11 protein-coding genes and 3 pseudogenes are annotated in these 21203 nt (G+C 45.3%); 3 read left to right on the top strand and 11 right to left on the bottom strand.

Going from position 1 to position 21203, the window contains the following annotated elements:
* Positions 1–2 precede the first annotated feature (2 nt).
* The 6 genes and pseudogenes from ACXABW_RS22805 to ACXABW_RS22780 all read right to left on the bottom strand — a co-directional run bounded on the left by ACXABW_RS22805 (position 3) and on the right by ACXABW_RS22780 (position 6676).
* On the bottom strand, positions 3–1094 hold the full coding sequence (locus ACXABW_RS22805) for an ABC transporter ATP-binding protein (protein WP_457525709.1): 1092 nt from the start codon (positions 1092–1094) through the stop codon (positions 3–5).
* A complete protein-coding gene (locus ACXABW_RS22800) occupies positions 1094–2443 on the bottom strand; it encodes a GH1 family beta-glucosidase (RefSeq protein ID WP_457525707.1) in 1350 nt (449 codons plus the stop codon). Before ACXABW_RS22800 ends, ACXABW_RS22805 begins: the two co-directional genes overlap by 1 nt.
* 16 nt (positions 2444–2459) lie before the next feature.
* Entirely contained in the window at positions 2460–3308 is an 849-nt protein-coding gene (locus ACXABW_RS22795) for a carbohydrate ABC transporter permease (RefSeq protein ID WP_457527185.1), read from the bottom strand.
* A 55-nt stretch (positions 3309–3363) separates the two neighbouring features.
* Positions 3364–4346, bottom strand: a pseudogene (locus ACXABW_RS22790) (carbohydrate ABC transporter permease).
* A gap of 60 nt (positions 4347–4406) precedes the next feature.
* Positions 4407–5646: pseudogene (locus ACXABW_RS22785) on the bottom strand (ABC transporter substrate-binding protein).
* A 22-nt stretch (positions 5647–5668) separates the two neighbouring features.
* Positions 5669–6676, bottom strand: coding sequence for a LacI family DNA-binding transcriptional regulator (locus ACXABW_RS22780; RefSeq protein WP_252033335.1), 1008 nt, complete (start codon positions 6674–6676; stop codon positions 5669–5671).
* Positions 6677–7020: 344 nt separating this feature from the next.
* Between ACXABW_RS22780 and ACXABW_RS22775 the strand changes: the two genes are divergently transcribed.
* Genes ACXABW_RS22775 through ACXABW_RS22765 form a run of 3 tightly spaced genes read left to right on the top strand, consistent with a single transcriptional unit; the run spans position 7021 to position 11394 of the window.
* A complete protein-coding gene (locus tag ACXABW_RS22775; protein ID WP_457525704.1) occupies positions 7021–8190 on the top strand; it encodes an HD domain-containing phosphohydrolase in 1170 nt (389 codons plus the stop codon).
* A gap of 59 nt (positions 8191–8249) precedes the next feature.
* Complete coding sequence (locus tag ACXABW_RS22770) at positions 8250–10280, top strand: MHYT domain-containing protein (protein WP_457525702.1); 2031 nt, start codon at positions 8250–8252, stop codon at positions 10278–10280.
* Positions 10261–11394, top strand: coding sequence for an HDOD domain-containing protein (locus tag ACXABW_RS22765; protein ID WP_457525700.1), 1134 nt, complete (start codon positions 10261–10263; stop codon positions 11392–11394). The genes ACXABW_RS22770 and ACXABW_RS22765 overlap by 20 nt, the downstream gene beginning before the upstream one ends.
* A 45-nt stretch (positions 11395–11439) precedes the next feature.
* On the opposite strand, the gene ACXABW_RS22760 is transcribed toward ACXABW_RS22765, so the two are convergent.
* From ACXABW_RS22760 to ACXABW_RS22740, 5 genes and pseudogenes are all read right to left on the bottom strand, one after another.
* The gene (locus tag ACXABW_RS22760) at positions 11440–13437 is read right to left on the bottom strand and encodes a methyl-accepting chemotaxis protein (RefSeq protein WP_457527183.1); all 1998 of its coding nucleotides are present in this window, start codon (positions 13435–13437) and stop codon (positions 11440–11442) included.
* A 174-nt stretch (positions 13438–13611) separates the two neighbouring features.
* Positions 13612–14904, bottom strand: a complete 1293-nt coding sequence (locus ACXABW_RS22755; protein WP_457525698.1) for a carbohydrate porin — start codon at positions 14902–14904, stop codon at positions 13612–13614.
* Positions 14905–15261: 357 nt separating this feature from the next.
* Positions 15262–15705: pseudogene (locus ACXABW_RS22750) on the bottom strand (EAL domain-containing protein); the annotation flags it as partial.
* 15 nt (positions 15706–15720) lie between these two features.
* Positions 15721–18072 (bottom strand): transporter substrate-binding domain-containing protein, encoded by a 2352-nt coding sequence (locus ACXABW_RS22745; protein WP_457525696.1) that lies wholly within the window; start codon positions 18070–18072, stop codon positions 15721–15723.
* Positions 18073–18295: 223 nt separating this feature from the next.
* Positions 18296–21106, bottom strand: coding sequence for an EAL domain-containing protein (locus tag ACXABW_RS22740; protein ID WP_457525694.1), 2811 nt, complete (start codon positions 21104–21106; stop codon positions 18296–18298).
* Positions 21107–21203: the final 97 nt, after the last annotated feature.

The following is a 21203-nucleotide window of genomic DNA, read 5'->3' as shown; positions in this document are numbered from 1 at the left end:
ATTTAGCTCGCGAGTGAGTTTTCGCTCAGTGCGTCAAACAAGTGAATAGCATCAAGATCTAAGTAGAGCGTCAGTGCATCAACATCGACTTCTGCCGCTTGAGTCTCAACCATCAAAGGTTGGCCAGCGATTTCTGTTTTCAACAGGATGCTCGCGCCAAGTAGCTCTTTATCTTTGATTTTCACAGGGAAAGGCAGCACTCTGTCATGATCCACTTGCTCCGCTCGCAGGTGAATATCCGTCGGGCGAACACCGAAATGGAGGGCGAGGTTCTTCGACGCGTGCGCTTTGAATCGTTCTGGTAACGGAATTTGAACATCACCAAGCTCTACGAAGAATTCACCTTCTTTTTCAATCAGTTGAGCATCGAGCATATTCATTGAAGGGTTACCAATGAACTGTGCAACGAATTTGTTTGCTGGACGTTGGAATACTTCCGTAGGTGTACCAACTTGAGCCACATAGCCATCTTTCAAAATCACGATGCGATCGGCCAACGTCATAGCTTCGATTTGGTCGTGCGTGACGTAGATAGTGGTGGTTTTCAGCTCACGGTGAAGCTGTTTGATCTCTTCGCGCATCACACCACGTAGTTTGGCATCCAAGTTAGACAAAGGCTCATCAAACAGGAACACTTTAGGTGTGCGAACCATCGCACGCCCCATCGCGACACGTTGGCGCTGACCGCCAGACAACTCTTTAGGTTTACGATCCAGTAGCGGCTCAAGCTCTAGCATCTTGGCGGCTTTTCGCACTTCTACATCAATTTCCGGCTTAGGCATCCCTTTCAGCTTTAGAGCAAAAGCAATGTTTTCGTACACAGTCATGTGCGGGTACAACGCGTAGCTTTGGAAAACCATCGCAAGGTCGCGATCTTTCGCATCGATCTTGTTCATCAGCTTATCGCCAACGAAAATGTCGCCCGAAGTAATGCTTTCAAGGCCAGCTAGCATGCGCAATGTGGTCGATTTACCACAGCCTGAAGGCCCAAGGAAAACCACGAACTCACCATCGTTCACAGTGAAATCGAAATGCTTCACCACGTCTACATCACCGAATGATTTCTTGATGTTTTTGAATTCAACTTTAGCCATTATTTGTTCTCCTCAGCGCGCTCTAGCAGCATGTTTTGATAAGCGATAGCGCTCTGTTTTAATGTTCTCTTTTGAGTTTGGTAATCGACATGCACCATACCGAATCTCTGGCAGTAACCGAATGCCCATTCGAAGTTATCCATCAAACTCCAAGCAAAGTAACCATCGACTTTAACGCCCGCTTTAATGGCGTTGTCCACCGCCTCTAAATGGCCTTGGAAATAGCGAACTCTTTGCTCATCATTAACTTCTCCGTTAATGCAGTGGTCATCACCGGCTGCACCATTCTCAGTGATGTAAATTGGTGGTAGGTTGTCGTAACGTGTGTTTAAGCGCACCAGCAGATCCGTTAAACCTTGTGGGTAGATTTCCCAACCGATATAGGTGTGCTCTGACTCTGTTTGTTTAACCGTTTCGATGTCGCCATTTTCATTAAAACGAGCAACGCTGCGGGTGTAATAGTTGATACCAATGTAATCCACTGGTGCCGAGATAATGTCTAAATCGCCTTCTAAGATCATTGGCATCTTAGTCGATTGACGCTCAATCACTGCTTGTGGGTATTCGCCCTTGAGCACAGGGTCGATAAACCAATGGAAGTTTTCAGCTTCGCAGTAATCTGCTGCCGCTTGGTCTTTATCTGTCAATGGGTAAGCAGGCGTCGCGTTGAATACCACACCATGTTTCGCGTTCGGTGCGTTTTTGCGTAGAACTGGCATCGCCAAGCCATGACCAAGCATCAGGTGATGTGACGCTAAAAAGCCCTCTCGTTCGCCCTTAACCCCCGGCGCATGTTCGCCCCAACGGTAGCCAAGGAACGCAGAAACGAACGGTTCGTTTAACGTCGTATAGACATCTATTTTGTCGCCAAAGTAGCGGCTAACAACCTCTGCATACTCGGCAAATTTGTACGATGTTTCACGGTTTAACCAGCCACCTTTATCTTCAAGGTACTGAGGCAAGTCCCAGTGATACAAAGTCACATACACCTTCATACCACGAGCATGGCATTCATCGATGATTTGCTCGTAGAAATCCAGCCCTTGCTGATTAACCACACCGTCTTGCGGCAAGATTCGTGGCCACGCGATTGATAGTCGATATGCGTCCACGCCCAAGCTGTGGATCATTTCGATGTCTTGTTTCCACAGGTGGTAGTGATCACACGCCACATCACCGTGGTCGCCATTATCTACTTTGCCTGGAGTACGACAAAACGTATCCCAGATAGAAGGCGTACGACCGCCCTCTTCGACGCCGCCTTCGATTTGATAAGACGAGGTTGCGACACCGAATACAAATTCCTTACTGCGTAACTGAGAATCACTTGGAAGTTGATATTTGTTCATTGTTATACCTTTAAACCTAACCTTTAACCGCGCCAGACGTTAATCCACTGATCATTTGCTTCGAAGCAAATAGATAAGTGATCACCAACGGAAGAATTGAAATAGTGGTACCTAGCATGACTGCGCCCCAAGGTGTGTTTGGAATACCTTGTACACTTCGCAGTGCTTGAGTAATGACATAGTTGTCTGGTGAATTCAGTACCACCAGCGGCTGCATAAACATGTTCCAGAAGAAGACAAACTGAACAATGGCAAGGGTTGCCAATGCAGGCTTCATCAGTGGCAATACCACGCTCCAATACGTTCTAAATTCACCTGCGCCATCGAGCTTGGCCGCTTCAAGTAGCTCTTTCGGAATCGATGCAATCACGTGCTGACGCATCAAGAAAATGCCAAACGGTGTTGCGGTGAAGGGCAGCCATACCGCTATGTGGTTATCGAGCAAGCCTAAGAATTTCACGATCATGAAGTACGGGATCAAGCTCAGCACTGGCGGAATCGCCATTGAACCAACCAACATCGCGAACAGCACGTTCTTACCTTTGAACTTGAATGCCGCAAACGCATACCCACCCATGCTACAGAACAGCAGTGAAATGGTTGTGCCTAAGAAAGCAACGTAGATCGAGTTAAACATTGCTTGCCAAAACGGCATGATTTCAAGCAGTTGCGCGTAGTTGTACGCTAGGCTATCACCGATAGCTAAACTGATACCGGTGCCAAAAATCTCTGAGCGGTCACGTGTAGACAGTAGAGCCGACCAGATAAACGGAAATACCGTCACGATGGCAGACACAATCAGTACGATTGCCAGCATCACCATCGCAATTTTGGTCAGAATATGGATGGTACGGTCACTTGGCATAAGCTTAAGCAAGCCCTTAGGATGCGACGATGATGTATTAATAGAAGTCGTCATTTTATTGTTCCCCTAAGCCTTTCTTACCAAAGAATAAGAATTGAATTGCTGTACAAGTTGCGATTAATGCAAACAGTAACCATGAAATCGCCGATGCTGTGCCCATCTCTAGCCACTCCCAACCCACTTTGTAGAGATACATAGAAATCGTTAGGCCTGATTGACCAGTACCACCGCTACCACGAGTCAGAACAAACGGTTCTTCGAACAGCTGTAGGTTACCGATGATGGTCATCGTGATTGCAAAGAAGATAAATGGACGAATCATTGGTAACGAAATATTCCAAAAACGTCGGAATGCGTTTGCACCATCCATACGCGCGGCTTCAAGAATGTCTTTAGGAATGGTCATTAAACCAGTGGTGTATAGCACGATGTTAAAACCGGTGTATTTCCAGAAAATCACAATCGCGATAGACGGCTTCACCATGGTTGCATCATCTAACCAACGGATAGGTTGGTATTCATTCACCCACGCAAAAGCCCAGCCAAATAGCGAGCTGTCTGCCAGCGCCATTAATGTTTGGTTGATGATCCCTGAATTAGGTGAGTACATATTGAAAAAGATAAGGGACGCTGCCACCGTTGACGTGATAAACGGAAGGAAGTAGGCAGACGTTAACCAGTGACGCATACGGTCACCCATTGATACTAGGATGTAGGCGACTGGAATCGCAACTAAGTGCTGCGCCACACCCGATGTCACCGCTAGCCATAAGGTGTTTTTCAGTGAACGCCACAGCCACGGGTCGGTCAATGCAATGTGGTAGTTCTCAAACCCCACAAACTCCATTGCACCCATACCCTCAACTGGGTTCCACATTTGAAATGATAAGAAAACAGTAACGGGAAAATCCCAAAAACAGAAAAAATGATCAGAAACGGCAGTAGGAACCCGTACGGTGTAAGCGCTTTCAAGCTCAGGCGAGAAAAAATGCTGTTACCTTGTGATGTATCCATGACGTTGCTCGCTGCTTGATTCATAGTAACGACCTCTTACACAAGGGGCGCGTTGCCACGCCCCCTACACTTAATAATTATTGCTTATAGATTACGAGTACGACGTTTAATTAGACGCTCAGCTTCTTTAAGCGCAGTTTTGATGTCTTTACCTTCATCCAACACTTCCATCAGTGCGTTTTCTAGGATGATAGAGCGAGCCACGTGGTCGCCTTTCGCTGGTGCCACTGGCTTGATGTTTTTCGCCACATCAGCAAATAGCAAGCGCGCTTTCTGGCCGCCTAGGAACTCCATCTCTTCTTCAAACAGTGCATCATCGTAAGTGGTGGTATTCGCTGGGAATGCAGCAATTGTTTCGAAGTGCTTAAGCTGAATATCACGCTGTCATGTATTCAATCAGCTTCCACGCATCATCTTGGTTGTCAGACTGGGTTGGGATAGATAGGAAAGAGCCACCCCAGCTACCATAGATGCCGTCAGGAAGGTGAGAAACTGCCCACTTACCTTTGGTTTCTGGCGCAATCCAGTTATTTAGGTGGCCAAGTAGCCATGCACCTGAAAGCTGAGTTGCAAACGTGCCGTTACGGAAACCTTCGTACCATTCGTTAGACCACGCTAAGATTCGGCCATCTAAGCCTTTGTCGCGGATCTCTTTCGCCACTTCAAATGCGTGAACGAAACGTTCTGAAGTCACCACTGGGTTACCGTCTTTATCGAAGTACAGCCCTTCACCTTCAGGTACCGTAGTAAAAATGATGGCCTGTGCAACGTCTGCTGCCGAAGCAATCAATTGAACGTTCTTCTCTTTTAGTTTTTCACCTGCGGCAATGTAAGAATCCCAATCTTTGATCGCTTCATCGATATCAATGCCGGCTTTTTCGAATACGTCAGTGCGGTAGTACATAACGCCTGGACCTAAGTCGACAGGAATGCCGTACATGTCGCCGTCTGCACCTTTACCTTGTGCCCAAGCGTATGGCGCGAAGCGCTCTTCATATTTATCGGCACCGTAGTTTTCAGACAGGTTGACTAGGCCACCAGACGCAACAAAAGGACCAATTTTCTCAACATCCACTACAATCACATCACCCGCACCAGAGCCGGTTGCCAAGTTCGTTGTCAACTTAGTGTGATGGTCACCATGGTTATTCATTAGGTAGTCGACTTTGATACCTGTTTCCTTTTCAAAGTCAGGTAACAGCACTTTCAAACTGCTATCGAAATCAGGAAAGCCGTCGAAACGGATTTGATTGTCGGCAGCCGTTGCTGTTGCAGCAAGCCCTAATGCAACCGCGCTAGATAGCGCTAAGGTCTTAAATTTCATGTTTTATCCTTAATAATCATTTTTATAGGGTGTTGAGTAAGTCCTTGACCGAATTTCGCACCACAAGTGAAGGTGAGAGTTTGAAATTCACGTCACGTTTATTTTTATTGAGTTTTTGAATGGTGAGCTGCACCGCTTCTGTGCTCATCAGCTCAATTGGGAAATTAATTGTGGTTAAGCCTGGGGTGAGATAACGAGCGAATAGAATGTTGTCAAAGCCAATCAGTGAGATATCCTGCGGAACCGAAATCCCCTCACTTTTCAGCACTTCAAACGCTCCAAACGCCATATGATCGTTAGAAGCAAACACTGCAGTGAATTCACATTCACGCTTGAGTAGCTTCTTCATCGCACTCACACCGGTTTCTTCAGTGAAGCCCGCCTCTGAAACCAATGCTTCGTCGTACTCTAAACCCGCTTCTTCCAGAGCCCTTCGATACCCTTGCAAACGCCCCCGTGCATCTGATTTGTCGAGTGGTCCGGTTATACACGCAATTTTGGTGTGCCCCATTTGCAGTAGATATTGAGTCGCGAGTTTGCCCCCAACTTCGTTATCAATATCAATGCAGCTTAACGCCATCTCTGGAATAAAGCGGTTCACCAAAACCACTGGCACCCCCTGCTCTTCCAAAGCAATTAAATAATCATCACTAAGGTGTTGAGTGTGAAGAATCAGTGCATCAACACGACGCCCTAACAAAAACTCCACCGACTCGCGCTGCCCCTGCTCCGTATTTGAGCCAGCTGTCACCACTGCGTGATACCCGAAGCGGCGCAGATTTTCTTCTATACAGTGCAAAATGCCCGAGAAGAAAGGTCCGCCTAATTCCGGAACGACAATACCAACACTACCAGTGCGACTTGAAGCCAATGCCTGAGCAATTGAATTAGGACGATAGCCTAACTCTTTGATTGCTTTTTCGACTTTAAGCTTTTTGTCGTGACTCACACGGCTAGTACCATTTATTACTCTGGATACTGTCGCTTGAGACACACCTGCATGCTCTGATACGTGCTTAATTGTTGCCAAAGGAACCTCAATACATCTTCAACTTGAAACCGCTTACATGGTGAGTATTCCCAAATTTAGGCGCTGGTTGCGTGAGAATCGTCACAGTAAGGTCGGCCTTTATTTGGCAGATCAGCAAAGATTGAAAGCTGCGACAGTTTCATTTCATGCCATGAAACTGTTTCATGAGATTGATAAGCAACTGATGTCGCGAGTCAGAGAAGTGAAGTTCAAATAGCACTCAGCACGAGTGTGGCAAGAGAACATTACACAAGGAAGATTCGGTAAAAGTAATCTTTTTAAAATCATCACCTTCTGGCTGTACTACACTCAAATAAGCAATACAACTAGTTGAGTATAGGGATATGAGAAAACCAGTTTTATTAGTCGATGACGAAGTCAACATTCTCAATTCATTTCGCCGAACATTGCGTAATCAAGTTGACATCGAACTGGCCAACAATGGGCAGGAAGCCCTAGAAAAAATACGCTCGAAGCAATACGCGGTGATCGTGTCTGACATGCAGATGCCGGAAATGAATGGCCTTGAGCTGCTGCAAAAGGTGAAAGAGATTTCTCCCGATACGGTGCGAATGATGTTTACCGGAAACGCCGACCAGAAAACCGCAGTGGATGCCGTGAACCTAGGCGACGTATTTCGCTTTATCAACAAACCGTGCTCTCCTCCTGAGCTCTTGGTCTACATTGAGTCCGCCATCCGACAATATGACTTAATCGTGGCCGAGAAAGTGCTGCTCAACAAAACGCTAAAAGGTGTGATTAACGTGTTGTCGGAAGTGATGTCACTCACCAGCCCCGAAATCAACGACCACAGCAATCGAATTCACCATCATATGCGCCAGTTAGCCAAAGCCATTGATTTAAAAAAACATTGGAGCTTTGAGCCTATGGTTCAGCTGTCACAACTGGGTTACATCATCTTCCCAGAAAGTAGCCTAAAAAACATGAGTGAAGGGAACGCTGAAACTGAAGAAGACCGTCAGCTCTTTGATCAGCACCCCTGTTTAGCCTCCGATTTGTTGCGTCAGATACCTCGAATGGAAGGCGTTGCCAAAACGATTTTGTATCAGCAAAAGTGCTTTAACGGTGAAGGTATCCCCTATGACGAAGTTAAAGGGCAGGACATTCCGCTTGGCGCTAGGATGCTCAAAATCGTTTGTGACTACACCCGTTTGGAGCGCAGTGGATTCTCTAGTCTGGAAGCGACCAACACGTTGGAAGAGCAACGTGATTTCTACGACCCAACTCTGCTTGCTGCTTTCAAAAGTACGCTTGAACTAGAACAGCCTAAATTAATGGTTGAATTGGAAAGGCTTAATCCGAGCATGATCATTGAAGGCGAGATCCGAACAGCACGCGGACAGTTAGTGGCTAGACAAGGCCAGCAAGTAACCAGTGCGCTGATGAACATTATCCGTCACTGCTTAGAAAACCGAGCGATATCAGGCGAGGTCGAAGTCTCGCTCGTTGAGCCTGAAATAGAACAAGATAAAAATAATCAACCGAATCATTAACGTCAGTCAGCCTGCGATTAACCGTAGGCTTGCTTTATGTTTCAAGGAAGAAAGTGGCTATGTTTGAATTTTGGCGATTCCAAACTGTCGATGAGACACAATACACTCTGCTCCACGGTGAATTTACGATCTCGTTAGTGATCCTTTCAGTACTAGTATCCAGCATGGCGGCCTATTCCAGCCTGATTGTTATCGAGCGAATGTGGTACTCCAACAACCCAAAAACCGTCCAGCTGTGGCGTGTGTTCGGCAGTATTGTATTCGGTCTCGGGGTGTGGGCGATGCACTTTACAGGCATGCTGGCGTTTATGATCCCAATGCCAATGTCTTACGATTCCACACTCACAATCCTGTCATTGTTTCCGCCGATCATCGGCGCTTTCTTTGCCTTCCAAATACTTTATAGACAACAGTTCACTTTGATCGACATGCTAGTTAGCGCTCTATGCCTAGCGTTAGGTATCGGCAGCATGCACTACATCGGCATGGAAGCGATGCAAATGGATGTGCTGATGGTTTACAGTTTTGGCTTGTTTTTACTGTCTATCGTCGTGGCCTTTATTTTTGCTTCTATAGCCATTTACTTGATAAAGCTGCAACACCAATACCATAGCGACAACTTGTTCAGACGGATTCTCGTTGCAACCGTTATGGGAATATCAGTAGCGGGAATGCACTACACGGCAATGACTGCGGTGAGTTTCTACGCGAGTCATGAGATGGGCATGATGGGTGAGCACATGAGCAACACCCTATCGATTGCGTTAGTCGTCGCTTTCTTCGTTGTGATCATTTTCGCTGCTACCGTACTGTGTTCCATCGTCGATAGTCGTCTTCAGGCGGCAGAATCTACATTGGAGGCCAGCTTAAGCCGTGAGAAAGACATCGTAAACAACTTGGCAGATGGTCTAATCATCGTTGATAGCAATGGCATTATCGACAGCATTAATCTAACTGGGCTTAACATGTTCGGTTTTGAAGAATCTGAGACTAAGGGGAAAAACCTGGAAGATTTGATGCCCTCTTTCGATAAGCAATCTTTGAACAACAGTGCCCAATCGGAACACGAACACCGTAGCAACCTAACCATGGATGGCATAAAACATAATGGGAACTCTTTCCCCATTGAAGTCAGCCTCTCTACCATGTCTCTCCAACATGATGGTAAAACACTGTTCAACTGTGTCGTACGTGACATTTCAGCTCGACTCGAACTCGAACAGCAACTCAGACAATCACAAAAGCTCGAGTCGATGGGGCAACTGGCAGCAGGGATTGCCCATGAAATTAACACACCTACACAGTATGTTTCTGATAATACGGTATTTCTTAAAGATGCGTTTCAGAGCTGCTTAACGGCTATTTCGGCAATCAAGACTCTCAGCGAGCAGTCAACCAAAGAGCCAAGCGACAACTACCCCCAAGAAATCATCGGTATCATAGAGGAAAACGATTTGGATTTTGTTGCCGAGGAAATACCACTCGCACTTGACCAATCCCTAGAAGGCCTACAGCGCATCAGCAAGATTGTTCGCGCTATGAAGTCCTTTTCTCATTCCAGCAACCATGAAATGCAACAAGTGGATATTGCAGAAGCCATTGAATCAACCGTGACGATTGCACGAAGCGAATGGCGTTATGTGGCGAAAGTAGAAACCGATTTCGATTCGAGCCTACCTGCCATCCCATGTTATCGAGACGAGTTTAACCAAGTCATACTTAACTTCATTATTAACGCGGCTCACGCCATCGAAGAAAAATTCTCCGACAGTGATACATTAGGGTTGATTAAGGTCACCACATCCTCTGATAGTGAATACGCCATTATTGCAATTGAAGACAACGGGACAGGGATTCCCGATAAGATCGTCAACCGTATCTTCGACCCTTTCTTTACCACCAAAGACGTTGGCAAAGGCACTGGTCAAGGGTTAAACCTCGCGTATTCATGCATTGTTGAACTTCACGGCGGCCTCATTCAAACCGACACCACACCGGGAGAAGGCACTACATTTACCATCAAATTGCCGCTCAATAACCAAAGTGCACAGTCGGAGCAGGAGGTCGTCGATGAGAATCCTATTAGTTGATGACGAGCGCATGATCCTAAATGGGCTCAAGCGCGCACTGTTCGGGACTCGCTGGAAGATTCATACCGCAGAAAGCGGCGCTGATGCACTTGTATTCTTGGAAGAGAACGATGTCGATTTAATTATCTCCGACATGCTGATGCCCGGAATGGACGGTGCCGAATTACTTGAAAAGGTCAGTAAGCTCTACCCTGGTATCATTCGCGCGTCACTGTCTGGTTATTCCGATCCAGAAATTACCATTAAAGGCGGGTTCTTCGCGCATCAGGCTTTCATGAAGCCATGTGAGCCTGCTGTCATCAAAGAAGAAGTCAACCGCATCGCGGATATCCTAGCCCTGTTTCCGGATCGAGTGATCCAAAATGCGATCGGTACCATTACCTCTTTGCCTATTACACCCAAGCTGTTTTTTCAGGTTAAACGACTGCTCGAAGCCCCAAACTCTTCTATGCATGATGTAGCAAAGCTCATCAGCCAAGACCCAGCAATGTGCGCCAAAATCATTCATATATCCAACAATGCGATGTTTCGCGGTCGTAAAGAAATCAAAAGCGTCACCGAAGCCATTACTCGCTTGGGCAGCCAAGTCGTTACTAATATCATCGCCATGCTAGAGATTTACTCACTATCTTTGAATGAACCGAGCAAACCACTCGAAGAGATTCAAGAGCACAGCTTGAGTGTTGCCTTACTCGCCTCCTCAATGGTGGAGCCTGAGATCAGGGACACTACATTCTTAGTTGGTATTTTGCATCGTATCGGCGAATACGTTCGCATGAAGATCGCTCCAGACCTTATGAGCGCCTATTTAAATCCCAAAACTAAAGGGGACGATAAAACCCACCTAGAAACCTACTTGTTTCAAACTAAATCGGCTCAACTTGGCGGGTACCTACTGCACTTTTGGGGATTCCCGTTACCCATCATCGAAAATGTGTTGCTTCACGACGATCCTGAAAAGCTCAAACAACACCCCTTTGGGCCCGGAGGTGCAGTGTATATCGCCAGTTGTATCGTCAATGATAAGCCAATCGATGAAGGCTTCCTTAGCCACTTTGGCCTCGAAGAAAAAATTAAGAAGTGGGAAAATTCTCCCCACTCCAAGCACTGTTAGAAAGTAGGTGTTTACCACGCGCAGCATGGTAAACACTCATCACAATCAAACGAGCTTAAATGCCTGAGTAAGTTCTGATTGTTTTTCAGCCATCCGTTCTAATTGCGCGCCTTGCTCCGCCAAACGCTCTGCCCTAGCACGATTCTGTTCAGCCAGTGCATGAATTAGGCTGACGTTTTTCGTCACTTCAGAGGCGACCGATTGGTGCTGAGTCGTCGCGGATGCTATTTGATGGCTGCGGTCCTCAACTTGATTCAACAAGGAATGTACATCGGACAACGAGTGGCTCACCTGATCAGTCTGAGTGACACAGTCAGCCATATCACCCACACATTGAGTAATTTGGTTCACCGCCAATTTAGAGCGTTGTTGCAACTGCTCAATCTTGTTTTGAATCTCTTGAGTACTCGCGGTTGTTTTGGCCGCTAACACGCGAACTTCATCAGCAACCACCGAGAAACCACGCCCTTGCTCGCCAGCTCGCGCAGCCTCGATCGCTGCATTGAGAGCAAGTAAGTTTGTCTGTTCGGATATGCCAGAAATGACTTCTAATATCGACTCTATACTGGCGCTCTCTTTCTCCAACAGATGAATCGTCTCTGTCGACTCATTTAAACGGGCAGACAACAGGCCCAACATGTCAACGTTCTCCTGCATAAAGGATTGCCCACAGCTCGATCGTTCGACCGCTCCAGTCACAATCGACAAGGTTTCGTTTGCTGAGTTAGCAATTTCGCTTACCGAACATTCAATCTCTTCCATCGCTGTCGCGACCAAAATAGTCTGCGACGTTTGTTCGGTAATAGCATCACTTAGCGCGTCACTGGTGTTCTGATTCTCTAATGAAGCACTGTTAAGCTCTTTCGCTGAGTGACGCATCTGCTTAATCATCAGCGAAAGGTGTTCAATCACTAAGTTAACCTTGCTCGCCACCATACCAAATTCATTTTTTGCACTGTAATCCACCGTTGAAGACAGATCCTTATCGGCTACCTTGCTCAGCGCTTGCTGTAGCTGCTTGCTTGGCCTACGAATAAGATTCGCAGTGCTCACGCCAATACCCGCAGCAATGATGACAGATAGAACAGATACAGAAATGAGCGCCACACGAGCTTGCGCAGACAAGCTTGATGACTCCGCATACAGTTTATTGGACGTCTCTACCGCATAGTTTGACAATGCATCAATATGACCGAGCTGCTTATCGATCGTCAGTTCTAACTCTTGCCTCTGCAACCCAAGAGATTCATAAAGCGATACAGAAGCTATATGCGAAGCGACCGCTCCTGTGTCTGTAAAAGCGTGTTTCTCCAGCAAAGATAATGCGTGTTCGCTGTTTTGGTGTGTTTTGCCCGCTTCTGCTTTCAGCCTATTGATAGCCTCAGAAAAACGTTCTTTTCTGGTATTAAATCGGCGCTCTGCTGAGCGGAGTTCAATCATATCTTGCTGGGTGAAAGCTTCGTTAACTTCGCCAACTAGCAAAGCGACTTGCGACAACGCATGCTCAACCGCCTCTCGCTCCTCATTGCTGTCTGCGCGAGCAATACCCGACACCAAATTGCTGTTAAGCTGGGCGGCTAATGACTGAAATTGAGTCTGCTGATACAAATCCAGATCTTTGGCATCGAGGTAGTCAACATACTGTGCCAAAACACGTTCAATCCTGACCAGTACGTCTTGCCCCTCATTAAGTAAGTCTGGCAGTTGCTGTTTTACATTCTCGTCGCGGCTGGCAACACTTTCGAACCACGTTAACTGCTGCTTGTAGCGCGTGATATTTTGTTCAATATTTGTTTGTAGCGGCTCAAGCTCATCGATATACATCGCGGATAAATATGGCGTTAAGCTACGGTTGATGTTCAAAAAGTCGATCATGAGACCCGCTGTTTTCATCATTAGCGGCGTCGACTCTTGTGTCATGAACTCCATGCGGTCAGTAAGATTTTGGCTGCTTTGTAACGAGAACCACGCTGACCCCAACATGATTGAAATCAACACAAAGAAACCGAGATAGACTCTGGAGACTAACGAAGTAAGCAGCATACGCATACCTCTCTGTCATTCTGAATGGTAAAAAAATGGGCACTAGCTGTGCCCAAAACTGTTTCTATAAGCCTTGCGGCTTTGGAGTTAATACTGGTAGGTAAATGTGGCCCCAAAAATCTGCCTTTAGGGGCCAAATATGGACAGTTAATTAAACTATTGGGGTTGCTCGGCTTACCACCAAGCCTCGAACATTGCTCCCACAGTTACGGTATCCGCCGTTGCTGTATCTGTGCTTGGTCCTTTCGTTTCTACGTCGCCAACCGTAGTGTAGAAGCGCAACATTGGACGGCTCCATGGCAGCCCACCCAGCGACACGTTTTGAGAAAGCGTGACTTTCCAACCATTTTTCTCGCTACCGTCGTCGAAATCTTCCATTGCGTAACCCGCTTCTAACCAAGTCGAGTGCACTTCATCCCATTGATATTGTGGACGAACGATACCCGCGTATTCGCTCTTCTCGTCAGTGTCCGTACCTGAGAAGTTTTTGTATGAGACTAAGTAATCAATGATGAATTGGTCGGTAGCACCGTAGCCACCTTCAAGGCTTACATAAGTGACCTTGTAGTCATCACCTTGAAGCTCAAATACTGAGTTATCTGCACCGTCACCGTACTTCATAACAAGCTTATTCGAATCGCCTAAGCCCATCACAGCACCAACTTGCCATGCTGTCTCATCGCTCACGTTCGGATCAGATGCCGAGTTCGCTTCATCTGAGGCAAAACCATAGTTTGCGTATAGGTCGAGGTTACCAATACCTAGGTCAATACCATGCAGCTTAGAGGTAATCGCATAACGGCCAGAGTCGTTACCTAGAGCACCTTCAGCGCTATCTACTGCACCAACAAAGCCCATATCCAGTTTAGCACCACCTAGGTTTAGGTTGTTGAAACCTGCACCCTGACCATCATGAGACATCCAGAAGTAATCATTCAAACCTTGTTGAGGACGTTGGTGGAAATCGCGACCAGCCCACATGTAAAGCTCAGGCTGGCTTTCAAAAATGTTGGTCACACCAGCGTACATTTTTTTCAGGTTAACACCGCCAGAAGATCCCCACTGGTCGTTGTTCCAATCATCAACCATGAACACGATGTCCCACTTTGCACCGCTAGCTGCTTGGAAGATCTTAGCGAACTGAACTTCACCACCATTCGCTTCGTTACCTAAGCGACCCAATGAACGCCCTGAACTACCAACTTCAACATAACGGTTATCGCCCGAGGAGTAGTGAGCACCGTAACGAGCATAACCCGAGAAGATGATGCCTTCTGGCACAGGTGTATCTGGTGTTAACACCGCTTGCTGCTGGTCATTAACGTAATCAATTTCAACAATCTTAGATTCAAGCTCTTGAATACGTTGCTCTAGTTCAGAGATATCTGCGTCAGCGGCAAGTGCAGAGGCAGAAGCAAGCGAAGTAGCCACCGCTAAAGTTACTGGTAAAAACTTAAAGTTTTTCATGTTATTTCCCTATTTATTTTTTTAGGTTTGTTATCTAACGGAATAAATAGTAAGCAATGAAATAACTGAAAATATCGGGGTGCTTCACAACGACTCTTTCATCAGGTCACTGTGAAACCAATCGAATCATCGACAGGAAAAATAGTTTTTACTATTCAAATGGATACAATTACAAAATCATCGAGAATAAATTTGAAATCGGTTTCATTTCATGGAATCAGGCGCGATTTGTCACGAAATTTCATCGCGAAAAGGTAGGGCAAACGGAAAGAGATTTGAAACTTTTCATAACTTTGAAAGGTTTCACAGCATAAGCGTTAAAAAGATAAAAAAAGAGCCCCGACGGGGGCTCTTTTTTTAAAGCTCAGGCAGTAATTCTTCCAGTGGTTTGGGCTTCGAGAAGTAGTAGCCTTGGTAATACTCAACTTGGTTATCTTTAAGCCATTGGTATTCCTGCTCGGTTTCAACACCTTCTGCGATAAGGGTATAACCAAGCTTTTGAGAGACTGTAACTAAACTTTTTATAAGCTGCTGACTTGGGCGATTAGCATGAATACGAGTTATAAACGTCCGGTCTATTTTCACTTCATCCAAAGGCAACTGACACAAAAATGAAAGTGAAGAATATCCGATACCAAAGTCATCAAGTGATAATCTGAAGCCCAACTTTTTAACGGCTAACAGGTTGGCTTTCATAGTCTCATACGACTCCGCCAACTCAGTCTCGGTCATTTCCAAGATAATATCATGTGGTTCTAGTTGGTGATGAAAACATAAATCATGGATAACTTGTGAGAAGTTTTCGGTTGAGAATTGCTACGCTGATATATTCACCGCAATCTTTATTCCTCTGTCGGTTAAGGCTTTACAATTGCTCAAGTTGATATCAATCAGCTTAATACCGACTTCAAGCATCTTGTTACTTTTTTCTAGGTAACGAATAAAGAAATACGGAGAAATAGGCCCAGCTTTCGGCAGCGCGATGCGGACTAACGATTCTGCACTTACGCATTTATTGTCTTTGAACTTGGGCTGATAAACATAGTGTATGTGCTGATAGATCTCGCTACTTTTTATTAGCTGATTCAGCTCTGTTTCAATCTCATACTCTTTAAGGATCTCTTTGTCACACAGGCGATAAGACGAAGCTTCTTGCCTATTCTTAAGCATAGCGACACGAGCGTAGTTCAGTGATTCTTTAACACTTAAGTCACTCCCCTCGTAAATACCCACCGCAACTTTCACTTTAATTGGGTTGCCGTTGAACAAATAAACCAACTCGCTCACCCGATTAGACAGCTTCTCGTATATAGACGGGCTGCGATCACAAGCCACTACGAATTCATAATCAGAAAATCGATACACTTGTTTATCTCTACTCGGGTGAGTTTTAGATACTCCTTTAAGTAGCTTCTTGGCGACAAATTTCGCCACTTCATCACACACTAAGTGGCCGTAGGAATGGTTTATCTCTCGGCTATTTTGAATATGAAAAAACGCAATAGCTCTTCTATCATCGAGTTTTTGCGAATATTTTTGGTACAAATAACTTCTGTTTCTTAGCCCTGTTTGAGCATCAATGTGCGCCCTTCTCCAATACAAAACAGCAGCTGCCACCGTTACAAGTAAGAACAATACCAAGAATATAAGAACTAATGTGGAGCCTCGCTCAACACGCTCTTTCTCTTTAATATTTTCTCGAAGCAAGGATTGCCAGTCCGGTACATAGATATGTTTTGAGTTTATATTTTCCGTCACCAAATCCAGCGCTTGGGAAAAGAACACCTCAAACTCTTCCAATTCTGGTGTTCTGCGAAACGCAAATGTGGCCGTTTCGATATTGTGTGCAGTGATTTCTACAGCTTTTTCGACAGGTAAAACAGGGTTGTCGCGAAGCAAAGAATTGAGATATATCTCATCGACAGCAATGTAATCAACTTGCTTAGCTAATAAAGCGTTAGTCATCTCCTTCCAGCTATCGTATAACTGCAGCTCTTTCATGGGCAGCAAATTTGAAAGTAACTCGTGCTTAACATCGCCTACAACAACACCGATTCTTTCATGAACTAGCTCTGATACATTAGTATATGCTTCGCGCTTGTACCCCGCTCTCCTCATAAGGTGAGCGGGAGCACTCAAGAAAGGATGGCTAAAATGCATATAGCGGCTCCTTTCTTCAGTGATAGAAACTGGCGTTAGAACATCAAACTTGCCTTGTTTGAACTCTTCAAGCATCTCTCCCCAAACAGAATTCTTTTCGGTTTGATTCTCACAACGAACCTCTAAGATGTCGCAAGCAGCGAAAAAAAGCTCGACAGAAAGTCCGACTTGTTCTTCGTTTTCCTTTATCCAATAGCCATAAGGGTAGTAATTTTCCACACGTACCCGCAGTGGTTGTTCTATATAAATACCACTACGTTTAAAAGCTTCCCGAATTGCCTGCGTTCTAAACTCAACGTAGTCCTCTTTGGCTTGCTCAACTAAGTTTATATAGTATTCATCAGAGACGATCTCACCGACAATAAGCCTCATCATCTTAACCATTTGAACATCAGACTTTCGGGTGATGTAGGATGCTGGTCTTATTGGTAAATAACTCCCAGTATTAATACTCTCAAAGCTTTCTGAAGCGAATAACTTTGCTTGTGAAATATTCGATACTACGGCGTCTATCTGGCCTGTTCTAAGTAATAACTTTGCTTCGTCTAAGGTGCGAAACGCAACAACGTTCACATCTATCCCTTTTAAATAACGACCATATACGCTCGCAATATCCACGCCTAAGGTATCGACTGTCGCAGGATCAATCGGCTCGCCAGAAGATTGGATGGGATACGTGAAATACAATTGTTCGGACATTACAGGCTCAGAGAAAGCGTACGCTTTTGCTCGCTGCCTGGTATAAGTAATGCCGGGAACAATATCGATTTCACCAGAATCCAGCGCTTCGAATACTCGGGTATAATCCGTGAATTCTCGAAACCGGAACTCAATTCCTAGCTCCTCACCAACTTTCTCTAAGATACTTGAATGCAGTGTGTTACCAGCTTCTATCGCTACGTGTATCGGACTATTTCCAGCCGATGCTTCAGGCGCTAATAGGACTGCAACATGAGGAAAAAACACACCTATAAGCAATTGGATTTGGTTTACAACTTTTCTAACCATGAACATCTATTACTCAGCAATAACCGATCGCTGTCAACACCAATTGCCATCGGGGTGACCTAATACTAGCTACCTCTGCTGACACAAAATGTATCCCAATGCGTTTGATAGCGATTCTTGAGTAGATATTATTTCTGCAAGACAGAAGATTACTAACCAAATTGCGCCACAATTGAAATTAGGTCTCTTTTGTCTGAAACCAAATTCCAGTCACTCTCACCATTTAAAGCTCCGGCAACAATTCATCCAGTGGTTTGGGCTTGGAGAAGTAGTAGCCTTGGTAATACTCAACTTGGTTATCTTTAAGCCATTGGTATTCCTGCTCGGTTTCAACACCTTCTGCGATAAGGGTATAGCCAAGCTCTTGAGCAACCGTCACCATACTCTTCACCAACTGCTGATTAGGTGGGTTGGAGTGAATATCAGTTACGAAGACACGGTCAATTTTCACTTCATCAAGCGGGAGTTGGCATAAGTAGGAAAGCGAAGAATACCCTACACCAAAGTCATCGAGTGACAGCCTAAAGCCCATCTCTTTAACGGCGAATAAGTTGGCTTCCATGTTCTCATACGATTCCGCCAGTTCGGTTTCGGTCATTTCCAAAATGATGTCTTGCGGGTCGAGCTGATGTTGTGCACATAAATCATGGATAACTTGCGAGAAGTTTTCTGTCGAGAACTGCTGCGCCGATATATTCACCGCAACCTTGACCCCTCTGCCGGTTAAGGCTTTACAATTGCTCAAGTTGATATCAATCAGCTTAATGCCAACTTCAAGCATCTTGTTACTTTTCTCTAAGTAACGAATAAAGAAGTACGGAGAAATCGGCCCAGCTTTCGGCAACGCGATACGGACTAATGATTCAGCACTAACGCATTTGTTGTCTTTGAACTTCGGCTGATAAACATAATGTATATGCTGATAGACCTCACCACTTTTTATTAGCTGATTCAGCTCGGTTTCTATCTCGTACTCTTTAAGAACCTCTTCGTCACATAGACGATACGTTAGAGGTTCTTGCCTATTTTTAAGCATAGCGACACGAGCGTAGTTCAATGATTCTTTAACACTTAAGTTACTCCCCTCGTAAATACCCACCGCAACTTTCACCTTAATTGGGTTGCCGTTAAATAAATAAACCAACTCGCTTACCCGATTAGACAGCTTCTCGTAAATAGACGGGCTGCGACCACAAGCCACTACGAATTCATAATCAGAAAATCGATACACTTGTTTATCTCGGCTCAACTCAGCCTTTTGTGAACCTTTGAGCAATTTTTTAGCAACAAATTTCGCCACTTCATCACACACTACGTGACCGTAGGAATGGTTTATCTCTCGGCTGTTTTGAATATGAAAAAACGCAATAGCTCTTCTATCATCGAGTTTTTGCGAATATTTTTGGTACAAATAACTTCTGTTTCTTAGCCCCGTTTGAGCATCAATGTGCGCCCTTCTCCAGTACAAGACTGCCGCGGCTGCTGTCACGATAAGGAACAGCACCAAGAAGATCAGAACTAATGTAGAACCTCGCTCAACACGCTCTTTTTCTTTAATGTTGTCTCGAAGCAAGGTCTGCCAGTCTGGCACATAGATATATTTGGGGTTGATGTTTTCAGTCACCAAATCCAGCGCTTGCGAAAAGAACACCTCAAAGGCTTCTAGCTCTGGTGTTTTTCGAAAAGCGAATGTGGCTGTTTCAATATTGTGGGTGGTGATCTCACCGGCCTTTTCAACAGGTAATGCAGGGTTATCTCGCAGCAAAGAATTTAGGTAAACCTCATTAACCGCAATATAGTCGACTTGCTCAGCCAACAAAGCATCGGTTATTTCTTCCCAGTTTTCGTATAGCTGTAGGTCTTTCATTGGCAATAGATTAGAGAGCAATTCGTGGTTCACATCGCCAATCACAACACCCACTCTTTCATGCACTAGCTCAGATACATTGGTATACGCACCCCGTTTATATTTTGCACGGCGCATCAGTTGTGAGGGTGCGGTAAGAAACGGTCGGCTAAAGTGCATTAAACTACGACGCTCTTCTGTAATCGATACCGGAGCTATAACGTCATATTGCCCTTCTTTGAAGCCTTCAATCAGCTTCTCCCATGTATCCTCTTTAGTTGTTTGATTCTCGCACCGTATTTGCAAAACCTTACAAGCGGCAAAAAATAGCTCAACAGATAACCCTGTTTGCTGACCTCCTTTTTCAGGCCAATACCCGTAAGGGTAGTAACCCTCAATGCCAGCCCGTAATGGCTGCTCAACTGAAATGCCACTGCGTTTGTAGGCATTCAGAATCGCTTCTTTTCTTAACTCAATGTAATCGGCGGTATCTCTTTCCACTAATTTCACATATTGCTCGCTCGCGATCAACTCACTGACAATCAACCTCATAAGTTCGACCATTTTTTGGTCTGACTTACGGGTAATATAAGAAGCGGGTCGAATGGGTAAATAGTTACCGGTATTAATCGACTCAAAGTTTTCTGATGCGAACAACTTGGCCTGCGAGATGCTAGATATCACCGCATCGATTTCACCGCTATTAAGCAGATGAGTAGCCTCTTTAAGAGTTCGATAGGGAATCACTTCAACGTCGATATTTCGTAAGTAGCGACCGTAAACACTGGCGAGATCCACCCCTACTTTAGTCATTGAGGCTGGGTCAATTGGCTCACCAGACGCTTGAGTCACATAGGTAAAATACAGTTGCTCACTCATAACTGGCTCAGAGAACGCGTACTCCCTCGCTCGCTGACGGGTATAAGTGATACCTGGAACGATATCAATTTGCCCCGAGTCGAGTGCTTCAAAAACTTGGCTGTAATCAGTGAACTCTCTATAACGGAACTCAATGCCTAGTTCATCTCCCACTTTCTCCAATATGCCTGAATGAAGTGTGTTACCTGTTTCTATCGCTATATGCACTGGTCTATCTTCTGCGCCAACAGGCAACACTACCAAGCTGCTCATAGCCATAATGACTAGGCTCGTAACTGACACCCAGCGATTCGCACAATATCTAATCATCTAACTTCCATACTACCCGCCAAAAGCTTAAGCGGTACTTGCTGCATTTTTCTAATTCATCAAACATGAGTAATTCATTAGTAAGCATAGTCGAATT

The organism is Vibrio paucivorans, assembly GCF_054053395.1.
The sequence above is the reverse complement of the archived record's forward strand: the minus strand, read 5'-3'. Positions and strand labels throughout refer to the sequence as shown.